This is a genomic window from Desulfosarcina sp. (assembly GCF_055467485.1).
On record NZ_JBUOIV010000040.1, the window covers coordinates 1 to 22,972 of the forward strand.

General features: G+C 58.5%; 22 protein-coding genes. 11 read left to right on the forward strand and 11 right to left on the reverse strand.

What is annotated here, in order from left to right; genetic code table 11:
* The 3 genes from ACZCED_RS17270 to ACZCED_RS17280 form a co-directional block, all read left to right on the forward strand.
* The coding region (locus ACZCED_RS17270) for a gamma carbonic anhydrase family protein (RefSeq protein ID WP_464861292.1) at positions 1-478 on the forward strand (478 nt) is incomplete at its 5' end.
* Between the two features lie 67 nt (positions 479-545).
* Entirely contained in the window at positions 546-2,318 is a 1,773-nt protein-coding gene (locus ACZCED_RS17275; protein WP_462972062.1) for a PAS domain S-box protein, read from the forward strand.
* Between the two features lie 559 nt (positions 2,319-2,877).
* Positions 2,878-3,066 carry a hypothetical protein gene (locus ACZCED_RS17280; protein ID WP_462972063.1) on the forward strand — a complete coding sequence of 63 codons (189 nt, stop codon included), beginning with the start codon at positions 2,878-2,880 and terminating at the stop codon, positions 3,064-3,066.
* 88 nt (positions 3,067-3,154) lie between these two features.
* Here the strand turns inward: ACZCED_RS17280 and ACZCED_RS17285 are convergent, their stop codons facing one another.
* Positions 3,155-3,955 carry an alpha/beta hydrolase gene (locus ACZCED_RS17285; protein WP_462972064.1) on the reverse strand — a complete coding sequence of 267 codons (801 nt, stop codon included), beginning with the start codon at positions 3,953-3,955 and terminating at the stop codon, positions 3,155-3,157.
* 116 nt (positions 3,956-4,071) lie between these two features.
* On the opposite strand from ACZCED_RS17285, the gene ACZCED_RS17290 reads away from it, so the two are divergent.
* The 3 genes from ACZCED_RS17290 to ACZCED_RS17300 are packed head-to-tail and all read left to right on the forward strand — an operon-like array spanning position 4,072 to position 6,577.
* Positions 4,072-4,677 carry a metallophosphoesterase family protein gene (locus ACZCED_RS17290; protein WP_462972065.1) on the forward strand — a complete coding sequence of 202 codons (606 nt, stop codon included), beginning with the start codon at positions 4,072-4,074 and terminating at the stop codon, positions 4,675-4,677.
* Positions 4,670-5,749, forward strand: a complete 1,080-nt coding sequence (locus ACZCED_RS17295; protein ID WP_462972066.1) for an Lrp/AsnC ligand binding domain-containing protein — start codon at positions 4,670-4,672, stop codon at positions 5,747-5,749. Before ACZCED_RS17290 ends, ACZCED_RS17295 begins: the two co-directional genes overlap by 8 nt.
* 51 nt (positions 5,750-5,800) lie before the next feature.
* Complete coding sequence (locus ACZCED_RS17300; RefSeq protein WP_464861293.1) at positions 5,801-6,577, forward strand: DUF362 domain-containing protein; 777 nt, start codon at positions 5,801-5,803, stop codon at positions 6,575-6,577.
* Positions 6,578-6,777: 200 nt separating this feature from the next.
* Here the strand turns inward: ACZCED_RS17300 and ACZCED_RS17305 are convergent, their stop codons facing one another.
* Positions 6,778-7,164: a redoxin domain-containing protein gene (locus ACZCED_RS17305; protein WP_462972069.1), complete on the reverse strand. Its 387-nt coding sequence runs from the start codon at positions 7,162-7,164 to the stop codon at positions 6,778-6,780.
* Positions 7,165-7,176: 12 nt separating this feature from the next.
* On the reverse strand, positions 7,177-7,425 hold the full coding sequence (locus ACZCED_RS17310; RefSeq protein ID WP_462972070.1) for a hypothetical protein: 249 nt from the start codon (positions 7,423-7,425) through the stop codon (positions 7,177-7,179).
* A 346-nt stretch (positions 7,426-7,771) separates the two neighbouring features.
* Here ACZCED_RS17310 and ACZCED_RS17315 point away from each other — a divergent pair, with 346 nt between their 5' ends.
* From ACZCED_RS17315 to ACZCED_RS17330, 4 genes are all read left to right on the forward strand, one after another.
* Positions 7,772-8,806: a C-terminal binding protein gene (locus tag ACZCED_RS17315; RefSeq protein WP_462972071.1), complete on the forward strand. Its 1,035-nt coding sequence runs from the start codon at positions 7,772-7,774 to the stop codon at positions 8,804-8,806.
* Positions 8,807-8,870: 64 nt separating this feature from the next.
* The gene (locus tag ACZCED_RS17320; protein ID WP_464861294.1) at positions 8,871-12,230 is read left to right on the forward strand and encodes an AAA family ATPase; all 3,360 of its coding nucleotides are present in this window, start codon (positions 8,871-8,873) and stop codon (positions 12,228-12,230) included.
* Between the two features lie 40 nt (positions 12,231-12,270).
* Complete coding sequence (locus tag ACZCED_RS17325) at positions 12,271-12,744, forward strand: Lcl C-terminal domain-containing protein (protein ID WP_464861295.1); 474 nt, start codon at positions 12,271-12,273, stop codon at positions 12,742-12,744.
* Between the two features lie 253 nt (positions 12,745-12,997).
* Entirely contained in the window at positions 12,998-13,447 is a 450-nt protein-coding gene (locus tag ACZCED_RS17330; RefSeq protein WP_464861296.1) for a universal stress protein, read from the forward strand.
* A 142-nt stretch (positions 13,448-13,589) separates the two neighbouring features.
* Here the strand turns inward: ACZCED_RS17330 and ACZCED_RS17335 are convergent, their stop codons facing one another.
* The 8 genes from ACZCED_RS17335 to ACZCED_RS17370 all read right to left on the reverse strand — a co-directional run bounded on the left by ACZCED_RS17335 (position 13,590) and on the right by ACZCED_RS17370 (position 21,638).
* Positions 13,590-14,669 carry a patatin-like phospholipase family protein gene (locus tag ACZCED_RS17335; protein ID WP_464861297.1) on the reverse strand — a complete coding sequence of 360 codons (1,080 nt, stop codon included), beginning with the start codon at positions 14,667-14,669 and terminating at the stop codon, positions 13,590-13,592.
* Entirely contained in the window at positions 14,666-14,926 is a 261-nt protein-coding gene (locus tag ACZCED_RS17340; RefSeq protein WP_462970169.1) for a hypothetical protein, read from the reverse strand. The genes ACZCED_RS17335 and ACZCED_RS17340 overlap by 4 nt, the downstream gene beginning before the upstream one ends.
* A gap of 10 nt (positions 14,927-14,936) precedes the next feature.
* The gene (locus ACZCED_RS17345) at positions 14,937-15,296 is read right to left on the reverse strand and encodes a Dabb family protein (protein ID WP_462970168.1); all 360 of its coding nucleotides are present in this window, start codon (positions 15,294-15,296) and stop codon (positions 14,937-14,939) included.
* A gap of 134 nt (positions 15,297-15,430) precedes the next feature.
* On the reverse strand, positions 15,431-17,683 hold the full coding sequence (locus ACZCED_RS17350) for a GNAT family N-acetyltransferase (RefSeq protein ID WP_462970167.1): 2,253 nt from the start codon (positions 17,681-17,683) through the stop codon (positions 15,431-15,433).
* Between the two features lie 36 nt (positions 17,684-17,719).
* Positions 17,720-18,739, reverse strand: a complete 1,020-nt coding sequence (locus ACZCED_RS17355) for a D-alanine--D-alanine ligase family protein (RefSeq protein WP_462970166.1) — start codon at positions 18,737-18,739, stop codon at positions 17,720-17,722.
* Positions 18,739-19,755 (reverse strand): D-alanine--D-alanine ligase family protein, encoded by a 1,017-nt coding sequence (locus tag ACZCED_RS17360; protein WP_464861298.1) that lies wholly within the window; start codon positions 19,753-19,755, stop codon positions 18,739-18,741. The genes ACZCED_RS17355 and ACZCED_RS17360 overlap by 1 nt, the downstream gene beginning before the upstream one ends.
* Entirely contained in the window at positions 19,715-20,236 is a 522-nt protein-coding gene (locus tag ACZCED_RS17365) for a YkgJ family cysteine cluster protein (protein WP_462970164.1), read from the reverse strand. Before ACZCED_RS17365 ends, ACZCED_RS17360 begins: the two co-directional genes overlap by 41 nt.
* Positions 20,237-20,327: 91 nt before the next feature.
* A complete protein-coding gene (locus ACZCED_RS17370) occupies positions 20,328-21,638 on the reverse strand; it encodes a KamA family radical SAM protein (RefSeq protein ID WP_462970163.1) in 1,311 nt (436 codons plus the stop codon).
* 506 nt (positions 21,639-22,144) lie between these two features.
* Here ACZCED_RS17370 and ACZCED_RS17375 point away from each other — a divergent pair.
* Entirely contained in the window at positions 22,145-22,921 is a 777-nt protein-coding gene (locus tag ACZCED_RS17375) for an NTP transferase domain-containing protein (RefSeq protein ID WP_464861304.1), read from the forward strand.
* Positions 22,922-22,972 lie beyond the last annotated feature (51 nt).

Consider the following 22,972-nt stretch of genomic DNA (forward strand, 5'->3'; position numbering starts at 1 on the left):
CGGAAAAAATGTATTTATCGCACCCACCGCTGTCGTGATCGGTGATGTAACCGTCGGTGACGGCGCCAGCATCTGGTTCAATGCGGTGTTGCGGGGCGACATGGCATCCATCAACATAGGTGCCAACAGCAACATCCAGGACAACTGCACGGTTCACACTGATTTCGGCAAGCCGGCCATTATCGGACACCATGTGACGGTGGGGCATAACGCGGTGGTCCATGGATGCACGATCGACACCGGCAGCTTGGTGGGTATCGGCGCGATCGTGCTCAATGATGCCCATGTGATGGAACAGACCGTGGTGGCCGCCGGTGCCGTTGTCCGGGAGGGTTCGCGGGTGGGACCCCGGCAACTGGTGGCCGGTACGCCGGCCGTGGTAAAAAAGGAACTGACCGAGCTGCCCATGGATCGATTCGAGCGGTCGGTTGAGCAGTACCTGAAGCTTGCCCGAACCTACTTGGACCAGGAAATCTGACACGCGCCGCCTCTCGCAGCGTGCACATCACTCACTTACCGCTCCCGCCCAAAGGGATGTTTGTTTCATGGCACCTGCGCCGCCATTGCCGGAAAACCGCTTGAAACGGATGTGCACGATCTTCGAGCACGCCTTCCAATTCGTCGGGCTGCTGTCGACGGAGGGCATCGTTCTGGAGGCCAATCCGTCCTCCCTGCGCCAGGCCATGGTTTCGGCCGAGGCGGTAGTCGGAAAACCCTTCTGGCAGACTCCCTGGTGGTCCCATTCGACTGAGGAACAGACACGGCTCAAATCGGCCATTGCCAGGGCCGGCATGGGGGAATTCGTGCGCTTCGAAACCTTTCATCCTTCACCCGAAGGCGCCCTCCGCCCGATCGATTTTTCGCTAACCCCCATCCGCGATGATTCCGGCCGCGTCGTTTACATCCTTCCCGAGGGCAGAACGATCGACCGGCGCAAGGATGTGATGGCCATGGCTGCGGATAACGAGAAGCGGTTTCGCGAACTGGCGGAACTGCTTCCGGAAACGGTTTACGAAATGGACACGAGCGGCAACTTCCGCTACGTCAACGCAAAGGGGCTGGAGCAGTTCGGATACAGTCGGGCTGATTTCGAAGCCGGAGCGAATGCCCTGAGCATGATCATCGATGCGGATCATGAACGGGCCCTGGCGAATCTGACCCGGGCGCTGGCGGGGGAGTGCGTCTATCACTCGGAATATACGTGCCTGCGCAAGGACGGCTCCACTTTCCCGGGTCTTTTTTACACCGCCGTGAAGTACCGGAACGGCCAGCCGGCCGGTATATTGGGCATTATCGTCGACAATTCCCACCAGAAAGCGCTGGAGAAGACTCTTCGTGAGCGGGAAGCCCGCTATCGCATCGCCACCGAGGCAGGCCAGACCGGTGTCTGGGACCACGATCTTCAAACCGGCGAAATGGTGATAGATACCAACCTTGTCAATCTTCTGGGATTCGATGAGGGGGCAATTACCCGCTGGGATTCCTGGAAGGCGCTGTTTCACCCCGAGGATGTTTTTCGAATCATGGAACACTCCCGGGCCTACATCAACGGTCAAACCGCCTGTTTTGAAGTCCAGGGCCGGGTGCTGGACAAGCACGGTCAGGTGCGGTGGGTCCTGATCCGGGGAAAGGCCGAGAGGGATGCATCCGGATGGGTGCGGCGCATGATCGGAAGCGCCACCGACATCACCCGTCTTCGCCATGTGGAAATGGAGCTGGAGCGTGCCAAGGATGATTTGGAGGCCCGCGTCAATGCACGCACCCGTGAACTCAGCGCTGCCAACAAGGCCCTGCGGGCCGCTTTACGGGAGAAGGTCAAGACCACCCGGGCATTGAAACAACACGAAGCCGAATTGGAACTGAAAACAGCCAAACTGGAAGACCTCAACACGGCGCTGCGATTTCTGCTGAAGAAACTGGACCGGGAAAAGGCTGCTGTGGAAGAGAAGATGATGGCCGATCTCAGAGACCTGGTGCACCCTTACCTGAAGAAACTGGTCAACAAATCAAAGGAGCGGGAGATCAGGGCCCTGGCCACCATTCTGGACAACCACCTCACTGCCATCGTTTCTCCTTTCTGCCGCCACCTGACGTCTCCGGCCATCAACCTGACGCCCGCGGAACTGAACGTCGCCCACATGGTCAAAGCAGGCAGCAGTACCAGACAGATCGCCGAGTCCCTCAATGTGTCCTACAAGACCGTGGAGACCCACCGGGTCAACATCCGCAAGAAATTGGGGTTGACCCGCAAGGGCTCCAATTTGCGCACCTGCCTCATGGCCATGGAAAAGCCCTTGTCAACGATACGAGGGGTGTAAGTGGGGTCGGCTTCGCTTTCCCCGTTATTGGCTGGTGCAGGTAGAACGGCTGCTGCAATAAAAACGCTGACGGCGCCGAATCCCGCTTCAGCCGCTTTCTGCGAACGGGCGGTTTCCAATGGAACGGCCAGCGCGCTGCCGGGCGAAATGGCGACGATTGGAACGACCGATCAAAACATGACGATCAAAACTTGCCTTGACAGCTGTAAAAAATCTCCTTAAACTTTTTTCAAATAACAGACTGATTAAGACGCCTGCCTGCGAATTTTTCTATAGCCCGCGCGCTTGCCACCGCCCCCGCTGATTGTTGATTCCTGTTCCCTGCAGATTGACCGCCGTCGACGACGGTTCATTCAAGGATGTCGGCAATGAAACCAATCATAAAGATGTGCCTATCCGGCTCCCGGAAGGCCGCCATGTATTCCGGGAGCGCTTCATCGGCAAGGGGACTGTCCCGCTGACCCGCTGGTCGGAAGGCCGCGCATATTTACGTTATGTGCCCGCTAGCGGTGCGACGGAGACATCCAGAGGAAACGCTTCAACGGAAAGGAGGCACACCATGAAATTTTCCGATATTTTTGTCCCACGCTGGCAACATTCCAACCCCGAGGTTCGCAAACGGGCGGTGGAACGGCTCAAAGACATCAAACTGCTGGAGCAGATCGCCGAAAAAGATGACGATCCGGGTGTCTGCCAGGCGGCCATGGTCCGCTTGGAGAGCCTCCAGGTGAAAGAAACCGTGGCGTGATGGAAAGGTGCGCAAGAAAATCAGGTCCGGGTGCAGGAGAGAACACCCGGACCTGAAAAGGATTGTCGGCATCTCTTTCACGCTAACTTCAGGTGAGCTTTTCCGCCAGACCGGCAATGGCCTCCAGATAGCGGTCGAGGCCGCGCATGAAAATGTCGTTGTGGTTGGCGCCCGGCACGTTCACCAGAACTTTGTCTTCGGCACCACTGGCCTCGAACAGCGCCCGGCCATCGCTAAAGGGTATGATATGGTCATACTCGGCGTGGATGATAACGGTCGGTTTGGTGAACGTCGCGATCTTGTCCACATTGGCAAATCCGCTGGCCTCATCAAATCCGATCCGGTCCGGGTTCACGCCTAACAACCGCAGCAGCGGTCCCGCCCATGCAAATCCGCTTTCGATAATCAGCCCGTCTATCCGGTCGCCCTTGGTATAGGCCAGTTCCAGGGCGGACGCACTTCCCAGGGATCTGCCCATAACGATCAGCGGCCCGGCAAACCCGTTTTCCGTCCTCCATTTTTCAGTAAAGTCCAGGACCCGATGGCAGTCGGCCATCATGGCGGACACGGTCGGGCTGCCACCGGAAAAGCCGTAGCCCCGGTAATCCACGACCATGAAGTTGATGCCCAACCGGTTGAACATCGGGCCGATGTCGTCATAATCGGAAACGATTTCGCCATTGCCGTGAAAAAAGAGAATGGCAGGCCCCTTGGCGTGGGCCATGTGAAACCGGGCACCGACACCGACGTCGCCGTCCACCGGAATCAGTAACTCCTGAAAAGATTTCCTGCCAGATGCGGATCCGGGCGTTTTTCGCGGATGGAAGAGAAACATCAGCACATCGGGTCTGTCCAGGACGGCATAGTCGCCGGATACTTTTCGGGGCATGGGGGACCTCCTTGCCTTGTGAGGGGATAAACGTGATTGCAATTACGATAAATATGGTCGATAGGATGCGGCTGCGTCAAGGGACGTTTACAACCCGTGTGTAAAAGGGTAAATAGATGCCCATGAGGATACTGAGCATTTCTGATATCGTGGTTCCCGAATTGTCCGAACGGTTCGACGCCCGATCATTCGACGGTGTCGAACTGGTTCTGAGTTGCGGTGATCTGCCACCGGAATATCTTTCATCGGTCCGTGAACAACTGGACGCGCCGCTTTATTACGTGCGGGGCAACCACGACATCCGCTACCAGAGCGCTCCTCCTGTCGGTTGCGTGAACATTCACCGGCGGCGGATCACCTTCAAGGGACTTCGTATCCTGGGGCTGGAGGGATCACGCTGGTACAACGGCGGGCCGATCCAATACAGGGACTACCAGATGCGCCAGATGATCTGGCGCATGATGCCGGGGCTGTGGCTCACCGGCGGCGTGGATCTGGTGGTCACCCACGCGCCGCCCAGGTACATACACGATGCGGAAGACCGGTGCCATCGAGGCTTCGACAGCTTTTTAAAGCTCATCAGCCGCTTTAAGCCCCGCTATTTTATCCATGGCCACATTCACGCCCACTTCACCGACCCGTCCCAGCGGATAACCCTGGTGGGCAATACGCGTGTGATCAATACCTTTGCCTTCCATGTTCTGGAGGTGGATCATGAGTAGTCTGACCGGGCTGATCAAAAAATGGTGGCGCGGCAACCGTTACACCGAAGCCAAGTGCTTCCGGGAGAACCAGGAGTGCGAAGGGGCATTCGACCACATCGACCGGGGTATCTGCAGGGTGCCCCTGGATCAGATTGTCGGCAGTGTGGGCCGGTACCATGACTTCGACAGCCAGTTCAAGCTCAAGGATCACGTACCGCCGGACCGGCTGATCAGCGTCAAGCAGGCCATGCGGGAAGGAAAGTCCCTGCCGCCGGTCAAACTTTACAAAATCAAGGATGAGTATTACGTCCTGGACGGCAACCACCGCATCGCCGCGGCCAAGGAGTTCGGCCGCAGCGATATCATTGCCAAGATCGTCGAATTCATTCCTTCCAGCCATACCCTGGAGAACATCATTTACCGGGAAAAAAGCGAGTTTATGGAACAGACCGGGCTGGCGCATCCCATCGACATCTCCGAAGTGGGCCAATTTCCCTACCTGCTCGAACAGGTGGACGCCCACCGGGCCTATCTCGCCGGAGGGGAAAAACCCGGCGCGACACTCAAGGAAGCCGCCGAAGACTGGTACGTTACGATTTACCAGCCCATGACCGACATCATCCAAAAGGGAAACCTGCTGGCGTCCTTTCCCGGCCGCACCCTGGACGACCTGTACGCCTACATCTCGTTTCACCAGTGGGAGAAGGGGCGTACCCGCCACTACGGCATCGGCATCGACAAGCTCATTCCCAGAGACATGGAGGCATTCAGAGAGAAAATGGGCACAATGAACAAAGAAGAATATCCGGAAATGCTGCGCAGCATCACGGCGTTCATCACCATGAATGTGGAAGCCAAGCGGGAATTGAAGATCGTGGACAAGCTCTTCGCGCTGCCTGAAGTCAGTGAGGTTCACTCCATCCACGGCAGTGTCGACATTCTGGTCAAGATCACGCTGACCCGGGACCTGCTCTCCTCGGACGCCGAAGTGATCGGTCAGTTCGTCCACTCGAAGGTGCGCCAGATCGATGGCATCCTTTCCACTCAGACATTGATTCCGGGAGAGTCTAGGGTGAAGCCTCAGCAATGATCGATCTGCGGTGACCCTGTGGATGGCAACGACACGGTAGCGGTAAGAACGATGATTGACCACCCCATGAATCCGAACGTCGTCACGGAGAATTTTACCAGCTATGCGGTATCGGTGGACCGGTGCATGGCAGGGGCGGGTGCGGCGGCATTGTTGGCTGAGGGGCGGCCGGTGATGCTCAAACCCAACCTGGTCAATGATTCACCCCACCCGGTCACCACATCGCCGGTGTTCTGCGAGGCGGTGATCGCCTTTGTCCGCCGGCATACCGATGCGCCTGTGGTGGTGGCCGAAGGATGCGGCGACGCCGTTCTGGAGACGCCTCACGTATTTGCCCGGCTCGGCTATGCCGACCTGGCCGAGCGGTTGGATGTCGGCCTGCTGGATCTCAACACTGCGCCGTTGACCCGGCGAGTGGACCGACGCTGCAAACTGTTCCCGGAGATGTGGCTGCCTGAAGCGGCCTTCGACCATTTGTTGATATCCCTTCCCGTACTGAAGGCGCACAGCCTGTGCCGATTTACCGGTAGCATGAAAAACATGATCGGCCTGGCCCCTCCCAGTCACTACTCAGGGCGTTTCGGCACTTGGAAAAAAGCCGTTTTTCACCACCGGCTGGACCATGCCATCGTCGCGCTCAACCGGTACCGACGAGCGGATTTCACCGTCATGGACGCCAGCATCGGCCTGGCGGATTATCATCTGGGCGGCGCCCGCTGCGATCCGCCGGTCAACCGGATCCTCGCCGGCACAGACAGTCGGGCCCTGGATCGTGAGGCCGCGACACTGTTGGGCCTGGATTGGACTCGTGTTGGCCACCTGGTATGAGCCCTCAGTTGCCTCTTGCATCCATACGCAAGCTGGCGCCATTCGTCTGGCGATGATCAGCAGGGTGCTGAAAAACATCATGCACGCAGACAAGACAAGTCAACATCCGGCGGAAAAGCGCAGTTTATGGTTGATCAATGCGCATGTTGAGTCGGATGCCAACGCCGTATGGTCGGGCGCAATCGTTTTTAAACAGCCTGTCAGCCCATCGCTTTAAGCGCGGCGATGGTATCCTCAGGGTCCGGGCGCACGGTGTAGTCGGCGTTGATGGCCGCATAGCGGATCATCCCGTCCATATCGATGATTATCCGGGCAGGCAGAGGCAGCGTCCACGACGCGTCACCGTTGAAATCTTCCAGATCGACACCGAAGTTCCGGTAAAGTGCCTTGAGGTCGGCGGCCATGGTATACCGCAGCCCATAGCGGGCGGCCACGGCATTACCCGGGTCGCTGAGAATGTCGCATGCCAGTTTTTTTTCCTCGGCAATGGATTGATTATGTGCGATGGTGTTGGGAGAGATCAGCACCAGGGTGGCGCCGAGTGTTGAAATGGCTTTTGCGTTTTCATTGAGAGCATCCAGCTCCATATTGCAATAGGGTCACCAGCGCCCCCGGTAGAAAGACAGGACCACCGGGCCGCGTCCGATGAGCTCGCCCAATGAGACATCCTGGCTGCCGGTGTTTTTCAGCACAAAAGCCGGTGCCGGATCGCCGACTTTTACCGTTCCGGCCAGGATGCCGGATTCAGCGAGATCCTTTGTGGCGCGGTGCATGACGGCCAGGACCTCCTTCGGGGCCTTGGCTTCAAAACCCTTCTTGTATGCGTCCAGTTTGTCCTGAAGTGGCATGATCGACTCCTTCCATGGTTGGGTTTAATTCGGTGGTTGAACGTGAGTAGCCGGAATGGACTGATAGAGTAAAGATGGGTTCGAATTGAAAGTATGCAACCGGGGTGCATCCCTGCGACCACGCAATGACGTCGGATTGAACATTCCCCACGGCAAGCCGCGGGGAATGTTCAGGCGACAGCGGCAGTTCTGCGCAGCACCGCAAGGATAAACAATCGATTTTGAGTGCGCTTGCCAACCCCGCCGCAAGCGGCGAGAAATGCGCTCGCGATAACGGTTCAAATGAGGGCGAACGGCAGCCTTGGCGTCGGTCGCAGTCCAAAATCAACTTGAAAGGAGACGCTCCATGGGCTTTACGGTGGTCAACACCATCCACCTTCCCGGTATCGATTTCGGCGATCATCTGCTCGAACCGGTGGGCGCGCAAGTCGTTTCAGCCATGGGACGCAGCGAGGAAGAACTCATCCAATGCACCGGCCAGGCCGATGGCGTGATCTGTTCCGGACCCGTACAGCCCTGGACCGGGCGCGTGATCCGTGCGCTGGGAAACTGCCGGATCATTGCCAGTCTGGGTATTGGCTTTGACCGGATCGACCTGGAAGCGGCCACCGAGAAATGCATCGTGGTGACCAACGTACCGGATTATTGCATCGACGAAGTTTCCACCCACGCCATCTCCCTGATGCTGGCCCTCAACCGCCGGCTGTTTGTCATGGACCAGGCCGTCAGGCGATCGGCCACCCATTTCGTCCCTCCCGATCGGAAAAGCATTGAGCGGGTGATCCGTCCGGTATTCCGTCTTCAGGACCAGGTCATGGGAATTGTCGGGCTGGGGCGCATCGGCACGGCCACGGCCATAAAGGCCCGCGGCCTGGGTATGAAGGTCATCGCCTGCGACCCGTATGTGTGGGATGCGGTGATGCGGTCTCACGGTGTCGAACCGGTGGATCTGGATACACTGCTCAGGACCGCCGACATGATCAGTATTCATTGCAGCCTGACAGAAGAGACCCGGACCCTGTTCGACGACCGGGCCATTGCGAAAATGAAACCCGGTGCGTATCTGATCAACACCGCGCGCGGCGAGGTCATCGATGAAGCCGCACTGATCCGTGCACTCAACAGCGGCAGGATCGGCGGTGCCGGCCTGGATGTGACCTGCAACGATCCCATGCCTGACAACGACCCGCTGCGGGATGCGGCCAACACCATCCTTACCGGCCACGCGGCCTGGTACTCCACCCAGGCCGACTCGGCGGTTGAATTCTGGCACAAGGCCATGGCCCAGGTGGCCCTGGCGCTGCAGGGGCGCTGGCCGGTTTATCCAGTCAATCCCCAGATTAAGCCGCAATGGCAAAAGAAGTGGGCGCGGCAAGTGTGACGGCTCCACTTCAGGGGAGGGGGCGCGACCCATTGAAACGATCCAATCAGCCCGGAGGGTTTCCATGAACTGTCCCACGTGCAAGGCCACGGTGGATAGAGGCGCGAAGTTTTGCCGGCAGTGCGGCAGTCCCATCGGCATCGCATGTCCATCCTGCGGTGCGCCCAATCCGCCTGACAGCAGGTATTGCGGCGATTGCGGCGGTCGGATGACGGCAAAAAAAAAGGCTGTGCAGGAAGCCGGCGGGCTGACGGCGAATGAGCCGGCGCCTGATACGGTCCGGCAGGGGGAACGGCGGCATGTGACGATCCTGTTCACGGATCTGACCGGATACACATCCCTGTCCGAAAAATATGACCCGGAGGATATCCAGGCGATGACGGTCGCCATTCAGTCCAAGGTGTCGGCGATCATACGAAAATATCACGGATACCTGGAGCGGGTGATCGGCGACGGCATCATGGCCGTTTTCGGCCTGCCCATGTCCCATGAAGACGATCCGGTTCGCGCCATCAAGGCGGCCAGGGAAATTCACCAGGCCGTCGCCTCCCTGCGGCCGTTCAGATCCATGGACGACGCCGAGCCGATCAGCATGCATACCGGCATCAACACCGGCCTGGTGGTCACGGCCAACCCCCGCCCCAAAGACGGCACCTACCAGCTTTCCGGCGATGCCGTCAATCTGGCGTCACGGCTCTCGGACATGGCCGAACCCGGAACAATTATCGTCGGTGCCGAAACCTATCGGCAAGCATCAGGCATATTTGATTTTGAGGTCAGGCCGCCGCAGAAGGTCAAGGGTAAATCGGATGTGATCCAGGCCTATGCAGTGGTCCGGGTCAAGGACCGCCCGGTAACGGTTCGAAGAAAAACGGGACTGCAGTCACGGCTGGTGGGTCGTCGGCTGGAACTGTCCCAGCTTCGCGAAGTTACGGCCCGGTTGAAGCAGGGGTATGGGTCCGTCTGCGCCATCATCGGTGAAGCCGGCACCGGTAAAAGCCGGCTGATCGATGAATTTGAAACCGAGTTTGCCGCAACAGGTCACAATTGGATTACCGGCTTCGCTTACGCCCACACCCAACAAATTCCCTATTACCCCCTTCTCGATCTGGTCCGGCGCTGGCTCAACCCCGAGGATATTGCCACCAGCGAAGACCTGAAAACCCTGATCACCGCTCGTGTCGGATCCAAGCTGGGGCCGGATGCCGAGGAGATCCCCATTATCCAGGGACTCCTTGGGCTCGAGGTGCCCGAAACCGAAGGCATGAGTCCCGAAATCTGGCAGAAACGGCTCACGGCCGCCATCACGCGGCTGATGTCCGCCATTGCCGCTGAAAAGCCGACGGTCTTTTGCCTCGAGGACCTTCACTGGGCGGATACCGCCGGTCTCGATCTGCTGAGGGCCATGCTGAGCGAATTCGGTTCACCATCCATTTTGTTGTGCACCTACCGTCCCCAGTTCAGCCTGTTTACCAGCGATCAGTCCGAAGCGCTGGGCGCCGTATATCGGGAAATCCGGCTAAGCGAGCTTTCCCCTTCGGAAGCCAAGGATATGATGGAGTCACTGCTCGACAGTGACCTGCTGCCCCTGGACCTGGTCCGGCTGATTCGCGATCGGGCCGAGGGCAATCCGTTTTACCTCGAAGAGATGGTCAACGCCCTGATCGACGCCGGCGCCCTGATTTTCAAACAGGACCAATGGCAGTTGAAACGGGCCTTTCTGGAAACCGATGTACCCTCGACGATTCACGGTCTCATCGCTTCCCGTCTGGATCAGCTCAGCCATAAAGCCAGGCGTGTTCTCCAGGAGGCATCGGTCGCCGGCCGTGCCTTTTTGTACGATATCCTCAAGCATATATCGGTCTACAGCGAGGGGATCGAGGATGGGCTTTACGAACTGGAACGCAGCGGTCTGGTCCATACGCGTGCCCTGCACCCTGAAATGGAATTCATGTTCAAACACGCGCTGATCCAGGAAGTCGGCTACAGCAGCCTGCTGCGCAAGGAACGGCAACAGGTGCACGAAAGCATCGCCCAGGTGATGGAACAGCTTTTTTCAGACCGGTTGTATGAATTTTACGAAACGCTGGCCCTGCATTACAAACAGGGATTGTCTACCGCCAAGGCCGTCCATTATCTGATCCGGTCCGGCACCAAGGCACTTCGGCGCTGTGCCCTGGAGGAATCGGATCAGTACTTCAGGGAGGCCCAGACGCTGCTTGAAGATTGGAAGTCGCAGTCCGGGGAAGAAAATGCCCTGATACTGGATGTGATCAATGAGTGGGCCTTTGTTTTTTATTTTCGCGGCCGCAATCGGGAACTGCTGGAGCTGTTTCAAAAATATCAGCCCTTGCTCGACGGTATTAAGGACGCTTCGCGGAAGGGCATGTACTGGGCCTGGCGGGGATGTGCGCTGTGGCACCGGCACCGGTTCATGGAAGGGTATGAATGCCTGTCACGGGCGATGGCACTGGGTGAAAAGGCCGGTGACGACCGGTTGCTGGCCTACGCCAACACCTGGATGAGCTTCCCCTGCAGTGAACTGGGGAAAATCGACGAGGCCATTGCCTGCAGCCAGGCGGCCGAGCGGCTGTACGAAGAAGGACGGGTAAAAGATCCCTATGTCTATTTCCACTCCCTTGCCGGCAAAGCGTATGCATTCTGGCACCGCGGAGATCGACAGGCCACCTATGACATCGGTACCCGGCTTCTGGAGTTCGGCAGGCATCAGACCAATATCCGCAGCATGGTGATGGGCCACTGCTGCCACGGATGGAGCCACCTGGTTTCAGGGGATATGGACCGGGCCACGCGGTGTTTCGAGGACGCTGTGCACATATCCGCCGATCCCTGGTATGCCCAGTTTCCGATTCTGGCTTTATGCTATGGCCGTATCAGTAACCGGCAGTTCGGTCCCGCCCTGCAACTGCTTCAACAGCTGATGGCGTTCAGCGATGACCATGGCGCTGAATTTGTCGGCGAACCGGCCCGATTTTTCCACAGCCTTATCGACATTCAAAAAGGTGATGTCGAATCGGGCATCCTGCGCATGGAACAGCTTCTCGAAGAATGGGATGGCGCAGGCTGCCGGCTGCGCTATCTGACCTGCGGATTCGTCATGGCCTGCGTATACAAGCAATTGCACCACCTGACGGATCAACCGTCCGGCGCCGATACGGCCGACCGGTCGCAGATGCTTCTTCGAAAAGCACGGGGATGGTTCGGGAGCTGTATCGACACGGCGAAAGACCTGGGGGCCAAGTCCCTGCTGGGCCGTACCTATCTTGAATTGGGCGACCTTTACCTGGCCAGCGGCAGCCACGACACCGCACTGGATGCCTACCAGAAAAGCGCTGCATTATTTGAACAGAGCGACGCCGGTATATACCTGCAGCAGGCCAAAGAGAAGTTGGAAAAACGGTAGCACAACCATTGTTGACAAGCCTTTACATCAGGAGGTGGAAATGAAGATTTCCCCAGTGGTGAAATTGTCTTCGAAAATGGTTTGGCCGATTGGCCTGTTGGTAATACTCGGTTTTTTCGTTATGCCTGCCATGGCCATGGACCGCTTCGTGGACCACGCTGACGGAACGGTTACCGACAATAGGACCGGCCTGATGTGGGCGACGACGGACAATGGAAGCCCGATCAACTGGCCGAGCGCTCTCTATTATTGCCAGAAATACAACGGCGGCGGGCATACCGACTGGCGATTGCCGACCATCGCTGAACTGAGGAGCCTATATGACCCTGACGAAGTCAACCCACACGGTTACCATCTTACCACGCTGATAGACACCTCTGCCCAGAGTTGCTGGGCGTCGGAGACGCGTGGGAACAAAGCCGCACGGTTCAACTTCACTTACGGTGACGTTTACTGGCTGCGCCAGTTTTATTCCGGTCCCACCCGCGTCCTGCCCGTGCGCAGCGGTAATTGAGCATGGCACAAGGCGTCCGCTAAACGCACAACCTGGAAAAGAACGCGTCCCGAAGGAGAGTAGCGGCCCGGGTATTATAAATTCAATGTGGACAATTATTAAAGGCGACCGAGTTTTCATGATGGCAAAACATGGTCTGACTAAACCCGATTATCACAACCATTGCTGCAAGAAATCAAATGTCCTGACAAGACCGATTTTATTTTGGCAAGGATTCTATTAGTTTTTTAGTTACTTTAAAAGGAGGGGGCATATGTATAAAGCTATCCTGGTGCCATTAGATGGTTCAAAACGAGCTGAAACGATACTTCCTCATGTAGAAAGCATGGCGTTGCATTACGATTCTAAAATAATCTTCCTGCAAATTATCTCACCAGTCGGCGAATATCAAACATTACTGGCACCTGATTATCGCTATAGGGAAGCATTCGAACGACACAACAAAGAAGCTGAATCGTATCTGACGAACGTGGTTGACCAATTTAGCGAGAAAGGCATCAGCGCAACAAAAAAGATTGGACACGGTCGTGTCGTTGAAACTATTCTACAGATTGCTGAAGAAATGAACATAGACTTGATCGCATTTTCAAGCCATGGGCGATCAGGAGCTAAGCGGGTTTTTTATGGAAGTGTGGCCTCAGGTTTATTGAGCAAGGTGGATAGGCCTTTGTTTCTAATCCGATCACGAAAATTTGAGCCGTGATACTCAAGTATTGATCTCTCCAACAGATTTCGGGTCCGCTCCAATTTCAGATAGCCAACCTGCGACGATGTGACTTCACTCCAGTTGAGTTCCGTGGTTACCAGATGAAACCAAACGGTTTTTGGCAAACATGCCGTTGGGTCTATGTTTCCAACGGTTGCACCCGGTACCGGATATCGCCCGATGCCACTGCGTCCATGAAATCGTCGGCGAGAAGTTTACCGGCATCGGCCACCTGCTGCCAGCAGGCAAAGCGCGCCTTGTCGTCACCGGCATAATGATAAAAGTCTTGCCGATCGGTGATTTTCCCGTTGGGCAGGCGGGAGACGAAACCTTCGGACGGGGCGACCACCAGCACGTCGGCCATGTTGTCGGCAGACGGCCGGCGCCAGGGCAGGTGTTTGTCGAACCAGCCGGGGATGATGCGGCGGGAAAAGTGGGGGTAAAGGACGATGCCCTTGCCGTTCAGTCCAAAGGGAACGTCCAGGTGGTAGTCAGCTGCCCCGCCATCCCGGTAGACGCCCGGCCGGGCACCGGCAATATCGCGAACCCCCTCCATGACATAGGGGATTGAGCCGGATGCCAGCAGGGCCTGGCTGAGGTTGTCCGGCGAGAGTGCCGAACCGGTATCCGGCCACCGGCCTGCCGACGCGAAGGGCGGAGGCGTTCGCGGGTCGCAAAAAAGGGTCTGCCTGAAGAACCAGCGGAGACTGCGCCGGGACAGCGCGTTGGCCGTCACGGCTGCGGCCAGGCCAAGGGCCAGGGGAGCCCGATGTTCACTGGCGATCAGGTGGCGGCTGCGCACGGCCACCAGGTTGAGGCGGTTGAACGGATGGCCCAGCACCTCGCGGGGGCCATCGGCACCCAGTGTATGGTCGATGATGGCGCGGCTCTTCTCGGAAATCTCCCGGGGGGTCGGCTTGTGGTCGTAGGCCTGGTGAATGTAGGCGTGCTCCATGCGATCGATGGCCGCCACCGGATCCGTGCACGAATCGGCGGCAAAACGCCAGCTGCCGATGGACGACCCCAGCAGAAACAAGGGCTGTCGGCGGCCCCGGAACCAGCTGCCGAACAGCATGCGGTCCAGGTGGCCCAGGATCAGCCATTTGGGCCCCCCTGCGGCGCCGGCAACCACCTTGACATCGTCCGGGCCGAGCCCCTGCGACCGGATGGTCGCCAGGGCCCGTTCGCCGGCCAGAAAAACCAGCCGCTCACCGCTCACGGTGTGTCGCCTTTCCTGACGATTCGGATCCGGTGGGTCTTCTGCAGCGTCTGCCAGACCTGTTTCATGATCTCTCGGCCGGTTTCCGGGTCGTCGCCGGCATCCTTGCTGATATATACATCGAAGGCATACTGCAGGTAGGGCAGGCTTTCTTCGTCCATATGGGCGATGAGCGATTTTTCCTTAAGGGACATGCCGGACAGGATGTCCGCCACAATTTGCTGCATGTCCAAAGGGGGTTGTCTGGTCGCTTTCATCACGGAGCCGTCAGGAGCGCTGAAACAGGTTTCTGGATTTCCATGGATCGCTGTCGCCCTGCGATGCTTGACGATATGGGGCGTTTTCGTAATCCACTGCGGCGATGTGCGCACACATGCCGCCCAGCTTTTTAACCACCACCTGGTGTTCGGGGTGGGCCTGGTAGTGCTTGAGCGTATCCAGGTTGGCAAATACCGACACCAGGGCAAAATCGTAGGATCGCTCGGAACGTATCACATCCCGGCCGAAATCATAGCTCTCGATTTCATCGATGCGGTCGGGCAGGCGGTCCAGCAGGGCCTCCAGTTCATCGATCGCTTCAGCGGTGACTTCGGGTTTGAATTTCATCATCACGACGTGGGTAATCATGGTTGTTCCCTTCTTCTGATGGGTTGGGCAAGGCATGGCGCGTACAGCAGGAACCGTGCTTTTCACGAAATCGTCAAAGCCGGTTCATAGCACAGGTGGGAGGGAAGCTGAACCCTTATCGATATCCGTTCTGTCTATACCAGCGACTTGCAATAGATGGCCTTGCCGTCGCCCACGGCGTAAAAGTCCTTGAGGACCGTCTCCAGGCGGTAGCCGCAGCTTTCATAAAAGGCGCGCGTGCTGGCGTATTGCACCCGTTGGGAGGTGTCCACGTAGATCCGGCTGCCGCCGGCCGCCTTGATGCGGCGTTCGGCTTCCACCAGCAGCCGACGGCCCAGCCCGCGGCCCTGGAAGTCCGGATGAACGGCGATCCAGTAAAGGTCATAGCTCGATGACGTGCAGGGGATGGGGCCGAAGCAGGCATACCCGGCCAGGCGGCCGTAATGGTCGGCCATGATGAAATGGTATCCGCTGGCTTCCCCTTTCTCCAGGCGCTCAACCACCAGTTCTTCGGCCACACCCACTTCCTCTGGATGAAAAAAGCCGGTGATGTCCACCAGGCGTCGGACGCGTTGGCCGTCCTCGGGAATGACCGTATCCCTGAAGGTCACCCCGTGAACCCGATGGGTGGGGGCGTGGCGGCCGTCCGCCCACTGTGCGGCACCTTCAACGATCCCCTTGAAGAAGGCCAGGGCATTTTTACCCAACGTCTGCGTGCGGTAGCCGCCTTCCTGGACGACGACCGTCGGCAGACCCAGGGCCCCGATCATCCGGCCGTTATCGGCAAAATCCTTTATGGTCAGGGACCATGTTCCGGTAGGGTCGCCCTTGGCCGGGTCCAGGCCCAGTCCCAGAATCAGGAAGTGCGGCTGGAATTCTTCGATCCGGCGAAGGGCCCGCGCCAGGGCTTTGCGGTAACGCTCGCCGTCGACCGTTTCGGGCAGGGGGATGTTGAGGTTGAAGCCTTCGCCATCGCCGTCGCCGCGTTCCTCCTCGAACCCGCAAAAATAGGGGTAGGCGAACCTGGGGTGTCCGTGAATGGAAACAGTGAGTACATCGCTGCGGCGGTAGAAGATGTCTTGGCCGCCGTTGCCATGATGATAGTCCACATCCAAAATGGCCACCTTGCCATGGGCGCACAGGTACTGGGCGGCGATGGCGTTGTTGTTGAAATAGCAGAATCCGCCGAAGGAGCGGCGCTCGGCGTGATGGCCGGGGGGGCGGATCAGGGCGTAGGCGATCCGCCGGCCGTCCAGGATCTCGCGGGCGGCGGTCAGGGCGCAGTCCACACTGCGACGGGCGGCCAGATAGGCGTTGGCGTTGATGGGCGTGAAGGTGTCGATGCAGTAGTAGCCGGATAGCACGGAGGGTTCCTTGGGCGGCCGGGTTTTGTTGCGAATGGGAAAGATATAGGGATACAGGGATTTGCCGGCGGGCACCTCGGCGCAGGCTCGTTTGAGATAACTCACGAAGTCCGCATCGTGAACGGCGTGGAGGTGCTTGTCCGGGAACGGACGCGGCTTGATGGCGGCGAACAGGCCGCTGGGCTCGATGATTTTCAGGATGCTTTTCACGCGCACCGGCGACTCCACGTACCCGCGTTCGTTGACATGGTGAATGTCGTGCCGGTCGTTGACAATCAGGGCGATCTGCTCTTCCGAACGGCTTTCAACGGTGGCAACGATGGCCGCCGGCTTGACATAGCGATAATCCCGCAGTCGTACGGGGTCGTCCCGGAAACTGGCCACCACCTTTTCTACGTAGTCCGCCGGACAATAATCGGCGTATTTGCGTTCCAGCACGGCTCGCACCACCTGTCGGGCAAAGGGCTTTTTCAACGCCTTGCCGGTGCCCAGGTCGTCGTAGACCAGGTGGGGCATGCAGGTATCCCCGGGTTTGACAGGGGTCTCGTAGCCGGTGTTGACGACGGGCCGGGCACCGTACCGCTCGTAAAAGCGCAGGCGGGCCCGGTTCTGTTTGAGCTCTGCCGAATCCGGACAGGCCGCGGCGTCATCGGGAAGACACTCGAAGAAGAGGCCGTCCACCTTCAAGGCCGTGGCCTCGCGCCGGATGCGGTCGTACAGGGCGCCGCCGATGCCGCCGCCGGCACGTCCCGAGGCGGTGGCGATCCAGTCGAGGTAAGCGAAGTGCAGCTCCGGTTCGTGCAGCAGCATGGCGAACCCGCGCACCTTGGCCTTGATGCTCTCGGCCACGAAGAGGATCGTGCGAAAACGCTGTTTGAAGGGGTTGCGCAGTTTTTCGGCGATGTGATCGATTTCTTTTTCGTCCACGGCGGAGAATTGGCTGCGCAGGATCTCCTGCACCTGGTTCAGGGTGCTCTTGTTCACCGGCAGTACATTGTCATAAATGCGTCGGATGCGCAGCATGCGGTCGGTTCCTTTGCTTGGAACGGTGATAGGGGATCAGGTATCGTCGCCGGTCCTGTCCGGCGCCCGTGCATCGGCGACGATACGGGCGATGGAATCGGCATAGGCGATGCCGGCCCGTTCCAGGGCGGCCGAGAATCCGGCATCGGGTGAAAGACACGGGTTGGCATTGATCTCCAATACCCATGGATGACCCGCCGGATCCACCCTGAAGTCCACCCGGGCATAGCCGTTGAGGCCGAAATGGTTCCAGCATCGACGGGCCAGCGCTTCAAGGCGTCCCAGCAAGCCTTGATCGGACGCGTCGAAATCGAAGCGCCGAGGCGTGTGGTGATATTCGAAGGCCGCCTCGTCCCACTTGGCCCGATAGTCCACGATATGCGGCATCGCCTCGGTGTAGCCGTCAAAAATGATCTCCGCCGGCGGGAGCACTTCCGGACCCCGGGGACCGGCCAGCACCGACAGGTTGAATTCACGGCCGGGGATGAACCGTTCGGCAAAGCAGGTACCCCCCAGCTGTGGCGCCCGGGACCGGAGCAGGGGAAACACGGTTGCCGGATCGGATGTCTTGACGATGCTCTGCCCGTCCAGACCGATGGAGGCGTGCTCCCAGACCGATTTGATGATCCAGGCCTCTTCGCCGGTAACGTTTCCCTGCACGCGGCCGTCATTGCCCGGCCAGGGTCCGATCCAGGCCGGGGTGGGGATGGCGGCCGTGGCCATCCACCCTTTGGCCAGCACCTTGCCGGAGGTCAGCAGCATGGCCTCCGCGCGGGCACCGGTGTAAGGCAGGGCCATGGCGTCCAGGCAGAAGGGGAACAGATGGATCAGGCGTCCCTGGCCGCCGATGGATTCCACCAGGTTGAACACCAGGTCCACACGCCGGCGGCGCAGTTCCTCCTGCACAGCCGACAGGTTCAGGCTGCAGGAGATGCGGCAGGTCGAATGGCCCAGCAATTCCAGGGACTGGGCCACGGCATCGGCCTGGGCAATCACGTCCCGCGCATCGGGGGCATCGGCATCGGAAACCGTGTCGTGAACGATGGCCACATGCATCAGGCGGCCCCTTGGCGGATATTCGTTCCGGAAATACGGGCGGATGCGGAGTCGATGATCCAACCGATCAGCTCCCGGTAGGGAACCCCCAGGTGGTTGCAGATGATGGGCAGGTCCGAATGCTCGGGGTGGATGCCCGCCAAAGGATTGACCTCGATAAACAGTGGATGGTCTTTTTCGTCGCAACGCAGGTCCAACCGCCCCGCGTCCCGGCAGCCCAGGGCCCGCCAGGCGGCAAGGGCTACCGATTCGGCCTCGGCTACCACCGGATCGTCTTCAGGACGCACCAGACGGTAATGCACACGCGACTCACACTCCTCCTTGTTGACATAGGAATAGACGCCCGGTTCCGCTGTGTCAAGCAGGTGCACCTCGATGGTGCCCAGTGCCCTGGCCTTGTTGCCGGTGCCAACGATGCCGGTGGTGAACTCGCGGCCGGGAAGATAGGGCTCGATGATCACCGGCTGTCGGAAGGTGTCGATCAACCCTTTACATGCCTTTTCGAGGTCGGTTTTGTCGCGGACGATGGACTGCGGGGTGACGCCCTTGCCGGTTCCCTCTGCCACGGGTTTTACGAAATAGGGCGGTGCAAAACCGACTGATTCGGCCTCTTCGGGCGTTTCGACGACGCGGAAATCGGAAGTGGGCACCCCGGCGTCGCGGATGACCCGCTTGGTCATACCCTTGTGAAGGCTGAGGCTCATGACCAGCGGGTCCGAAAAGGTGTAAGGGATCCGGTACATGTCTAAAAGCGCCGGCACCTGGGCCTCTCGGCCGATACCGTGCATGCCTTCGGCAATGTTGAACACCAGGTCCCACCGCCGGCCGGCAACCAATGCGGCCGCCAGTTGGCGGCTGTGTCCGATGCGTTCGGTGGCGTGCCCCAGGGAACGGATGGTCGATTCGATAGCGGTGATGGTATCGTCACGATCGAATTCGGCCGTTTCTTCTTCCGAAAAACCTTCCGCCAGGTACTCAGAGCGAAGGTCGTAAGTCAGTCCGATTGTCATGGTCATCAGTCAATACCTCCTCGTAAAGCTGACGGTGCCATTGCCGCGCCAGCTCCATGGATGTGTGGGTGGCCTCGAACAGCGATTCGCCGGAAATGAGAAGATGCCTGGGGCACTCCGCATCCGGTTCATCGTCGATATGGTCGGCCGTGTACGTAAACGGGTGAAGCCGGCACAACAAGGGGCGCACGGCGAGGGCCAGACGGCATCCCTGGGATGCTAAAAAGATGCAGTCCCCGCTGGCCTGGCGTTTGAGGATCCGGCGACTGCCGTCTCTGCCGAAAACATGTTGCCGCCATACCGGGTCATCTGCCTGGTCAAGATAAGACGGGTCTACCGTGGCCTTCCATTCGGCAAACTGAAGTTCTCCGGTGACGGCGGCGATACGCCGCAGGTCCCCGGGTGTGATGTAGATTTCCCGCCCCTGGCAGCATGTCTTGCCTTGATGGGCGCAACGGCCGCAAAGGGTCAGTGGGTTCGCCACCATGGTGTCCTCCTCAACCTACGTCCAAAAAACATCGGGGACGCTCGCCCGGTGAGGGGCGCGCTCCCCGATCTATTACATTATTTATGCTATATTAAACTACCGAAATAAAATCGTTTTCAGGATACCGGTACAATCGGTTTTCATAATTTTTCAGCACCAGTGCATCATCTTCGCGGCCCACCACGTAGTCGGGCATCAACGGGATCTTTCCACCGCCGCCCGGTGCGTCGACCACGTAGGTGGGAACGGCATAGCCAGTGGTGAATCCGCGCAGGCCGCGGATGATTTCCAGACCCTTGTCAATAGGGGTCCGAAAGTGTGCCGATCCGGTAATGGGGTCGCACTGATACAGGTAGTAGGGGCGTACACGCATCTTGAGCAGATTGTGTACCAGGCTGCGCATGGTCTCTACGCTGTCGTTGACGCCCTTGAGCAGCACCGTCTGGGACCCTAAGGGAATGCCCGAATCGGCCAGCATGGTGCAGGCCCGCAGCGCTTCGGGGGTGCATTCATCCGGGTGGGTAAAGTGCAGGCTCATCCACAGCGGGTGGTACTGACGCAGCATGCGAACCAGGCGCTGGGTAATGCGCTGAGGCAGCACCGCCGGAACTTTTGTGCCGATGCGCACGATTTCCACGTGGGGAATCTGGCGCAGCCGGGACAAGATCCAGGAGAGCTTCTCTTCTCCCAGCATCAGCGGGTCGCCGCCGGAAAGGAGCACATCGCGAATGGAAGACGTCTGTTCAATATAGGCGAAGGCCCGTTCCAGCCGGTTGCGGCTGGGGTGGATGCCGCCATGGCCCACTACGCGGGAGCGGGTGCAGTAGCGGCAGTAGGTCGAGCAAAAGTCGGAGAGCAGCAGGAGCACCCGGTCCGGATAACGGTGGACCAGGCCGTGAACCGGGCTCATGGTCTCTTCGCCCAGCGGATCGTCAGCCTCACCGGCCGTACGGACCGTTTCGTGGACCGTAGGGATGACGGTGCGGCGAATCGGCTGGGACGGATCATCCCGGGAAACCAGGCTCATGTAGTAAGGTGTAATGCCTAAAGGCAGCACCGTCTCTGCGCGGGTAAACGCCGCACGCTCATCGTCAGACAGACAAATCATCGATTCCAGCTGGGAAAGACTGCGGATACGATGGCTGGTCTGCCACTGCCAGTCGTTCCACAACTTGGTGGGTACGCTGGGAAAATGTCGCTTGCGGAATGATCTCACTGCCGGGCTCAGGATTCCGGCGCGTTGGGTGGGAAACCGGACAAGCCGTCCGGCAGGTTTGGGGGTGGAAATGGAAGCAGCGGCTTCCGGACATGGGCTGGGTTCAGGAGGCTCGTCGTCGCCTTCCTGAGCGGTCTGCGTCGGTGAAGCGATCTCTTGTTCATTCCTTTTTATGGTCACCTGCATGTCGTCTGTTTTCCTTTATCAGAAAAGGTTGTCTTTTTCCCCGTGCTGAGCCTGTGCGACCGGGGCTTCGGCCCGGTTGTTATCCGGGTCCCGTTTTGCGCGAATATATGTCTTTTCGGCTGGAATGCAAGAAAAAAGAGACAGTCGATTAAAAAAATATTATATAGAAATATCAATTAGATAAAATGTTTACAAGCCGGGATCGGTCATGGGTGGGTTCCTTTTGCCGCGAATTGGTGTTTCAGGCGCGCCTCAATGCAACGCCAAGAAGGATAAAAAAATAATAAATACAGATAGATAATATTAAAATAGGCAGTGGTGGAATAAAATGGCGGTCGTCAGCTGAAACCGACGCCTGGATCTTAAGATATGGACAGCGCCGGAAATTCATTTTATAAAGCGGGGCACCTGATATCTCAGAGACGATATTATACAGCCAACCATCCAACAGAAAGCAGGACGGGATGACCTTGAGCGATACCGGCCCACGCGTCGCTTCGATTATTATGGCTGCCGGAAGGGGCAGCCGAATGCAAGGCTATGACGGCAACAAAACCCTGTTGCCGCTGGCGCCCGGCAGCTCCGTTTTTATCGGCAGCCACCCCATTCTCATGCACCTGATGGAAAATCTGCCTGCCGGACCCAGGGCGATGGTTGTCAACCATTGCAAAGATCAGGTCATGGCGGTTACGCAGGGCACCGGAGCCGTCTACTGCGAACAGCCGGTACTCAACGGAACCGGCGGCGCCATTCTTGCCGCCGGTGAGTTTGTGAACGCACAGCGTGTCGCTCATGTGATCATCACCATGGGTGATGTACCCTTCGTGCAAAAGCGGACTTACGACCGGTTGGTCGACGGACTCGGCACACACGACCTGATGGTTTTAGGCTTCTCCCCCGAAGATAAGAAGCAGTATGGGATGTTGGAAATCGAAACGGGCCGGGTGAGAAAGATTACCGAGTGGAAATACTGGAAGGACTACCCGGCCGAGCGGCAGGCATCCCTTACCGTGTGCAACTCCGGCATCTATGCCGCACGCAGAACGGCACTGGCCGACTATCTTCCCATTCTGGCATCCAGGCCGCAGATCGTGCAAAAGCAGGTCAACGGCAGGATGACGGACATCGAGGAGTACTTTTTTACCGACCTGATCGAATTCATGGTCAAGGACGGCAAACGGGTCGGATTCCATGTGGTCGACGACGAACACGAAACCATGGGCATCGATGACGTGGCTGCCCTGGAAAAGGCCCAGGCCATTTACCGGGCTTCGACCCGTTAGACAGACCGGCCGACGGGGTTGTCCATAGCCTGGGAACGGAGGTCCTTACAA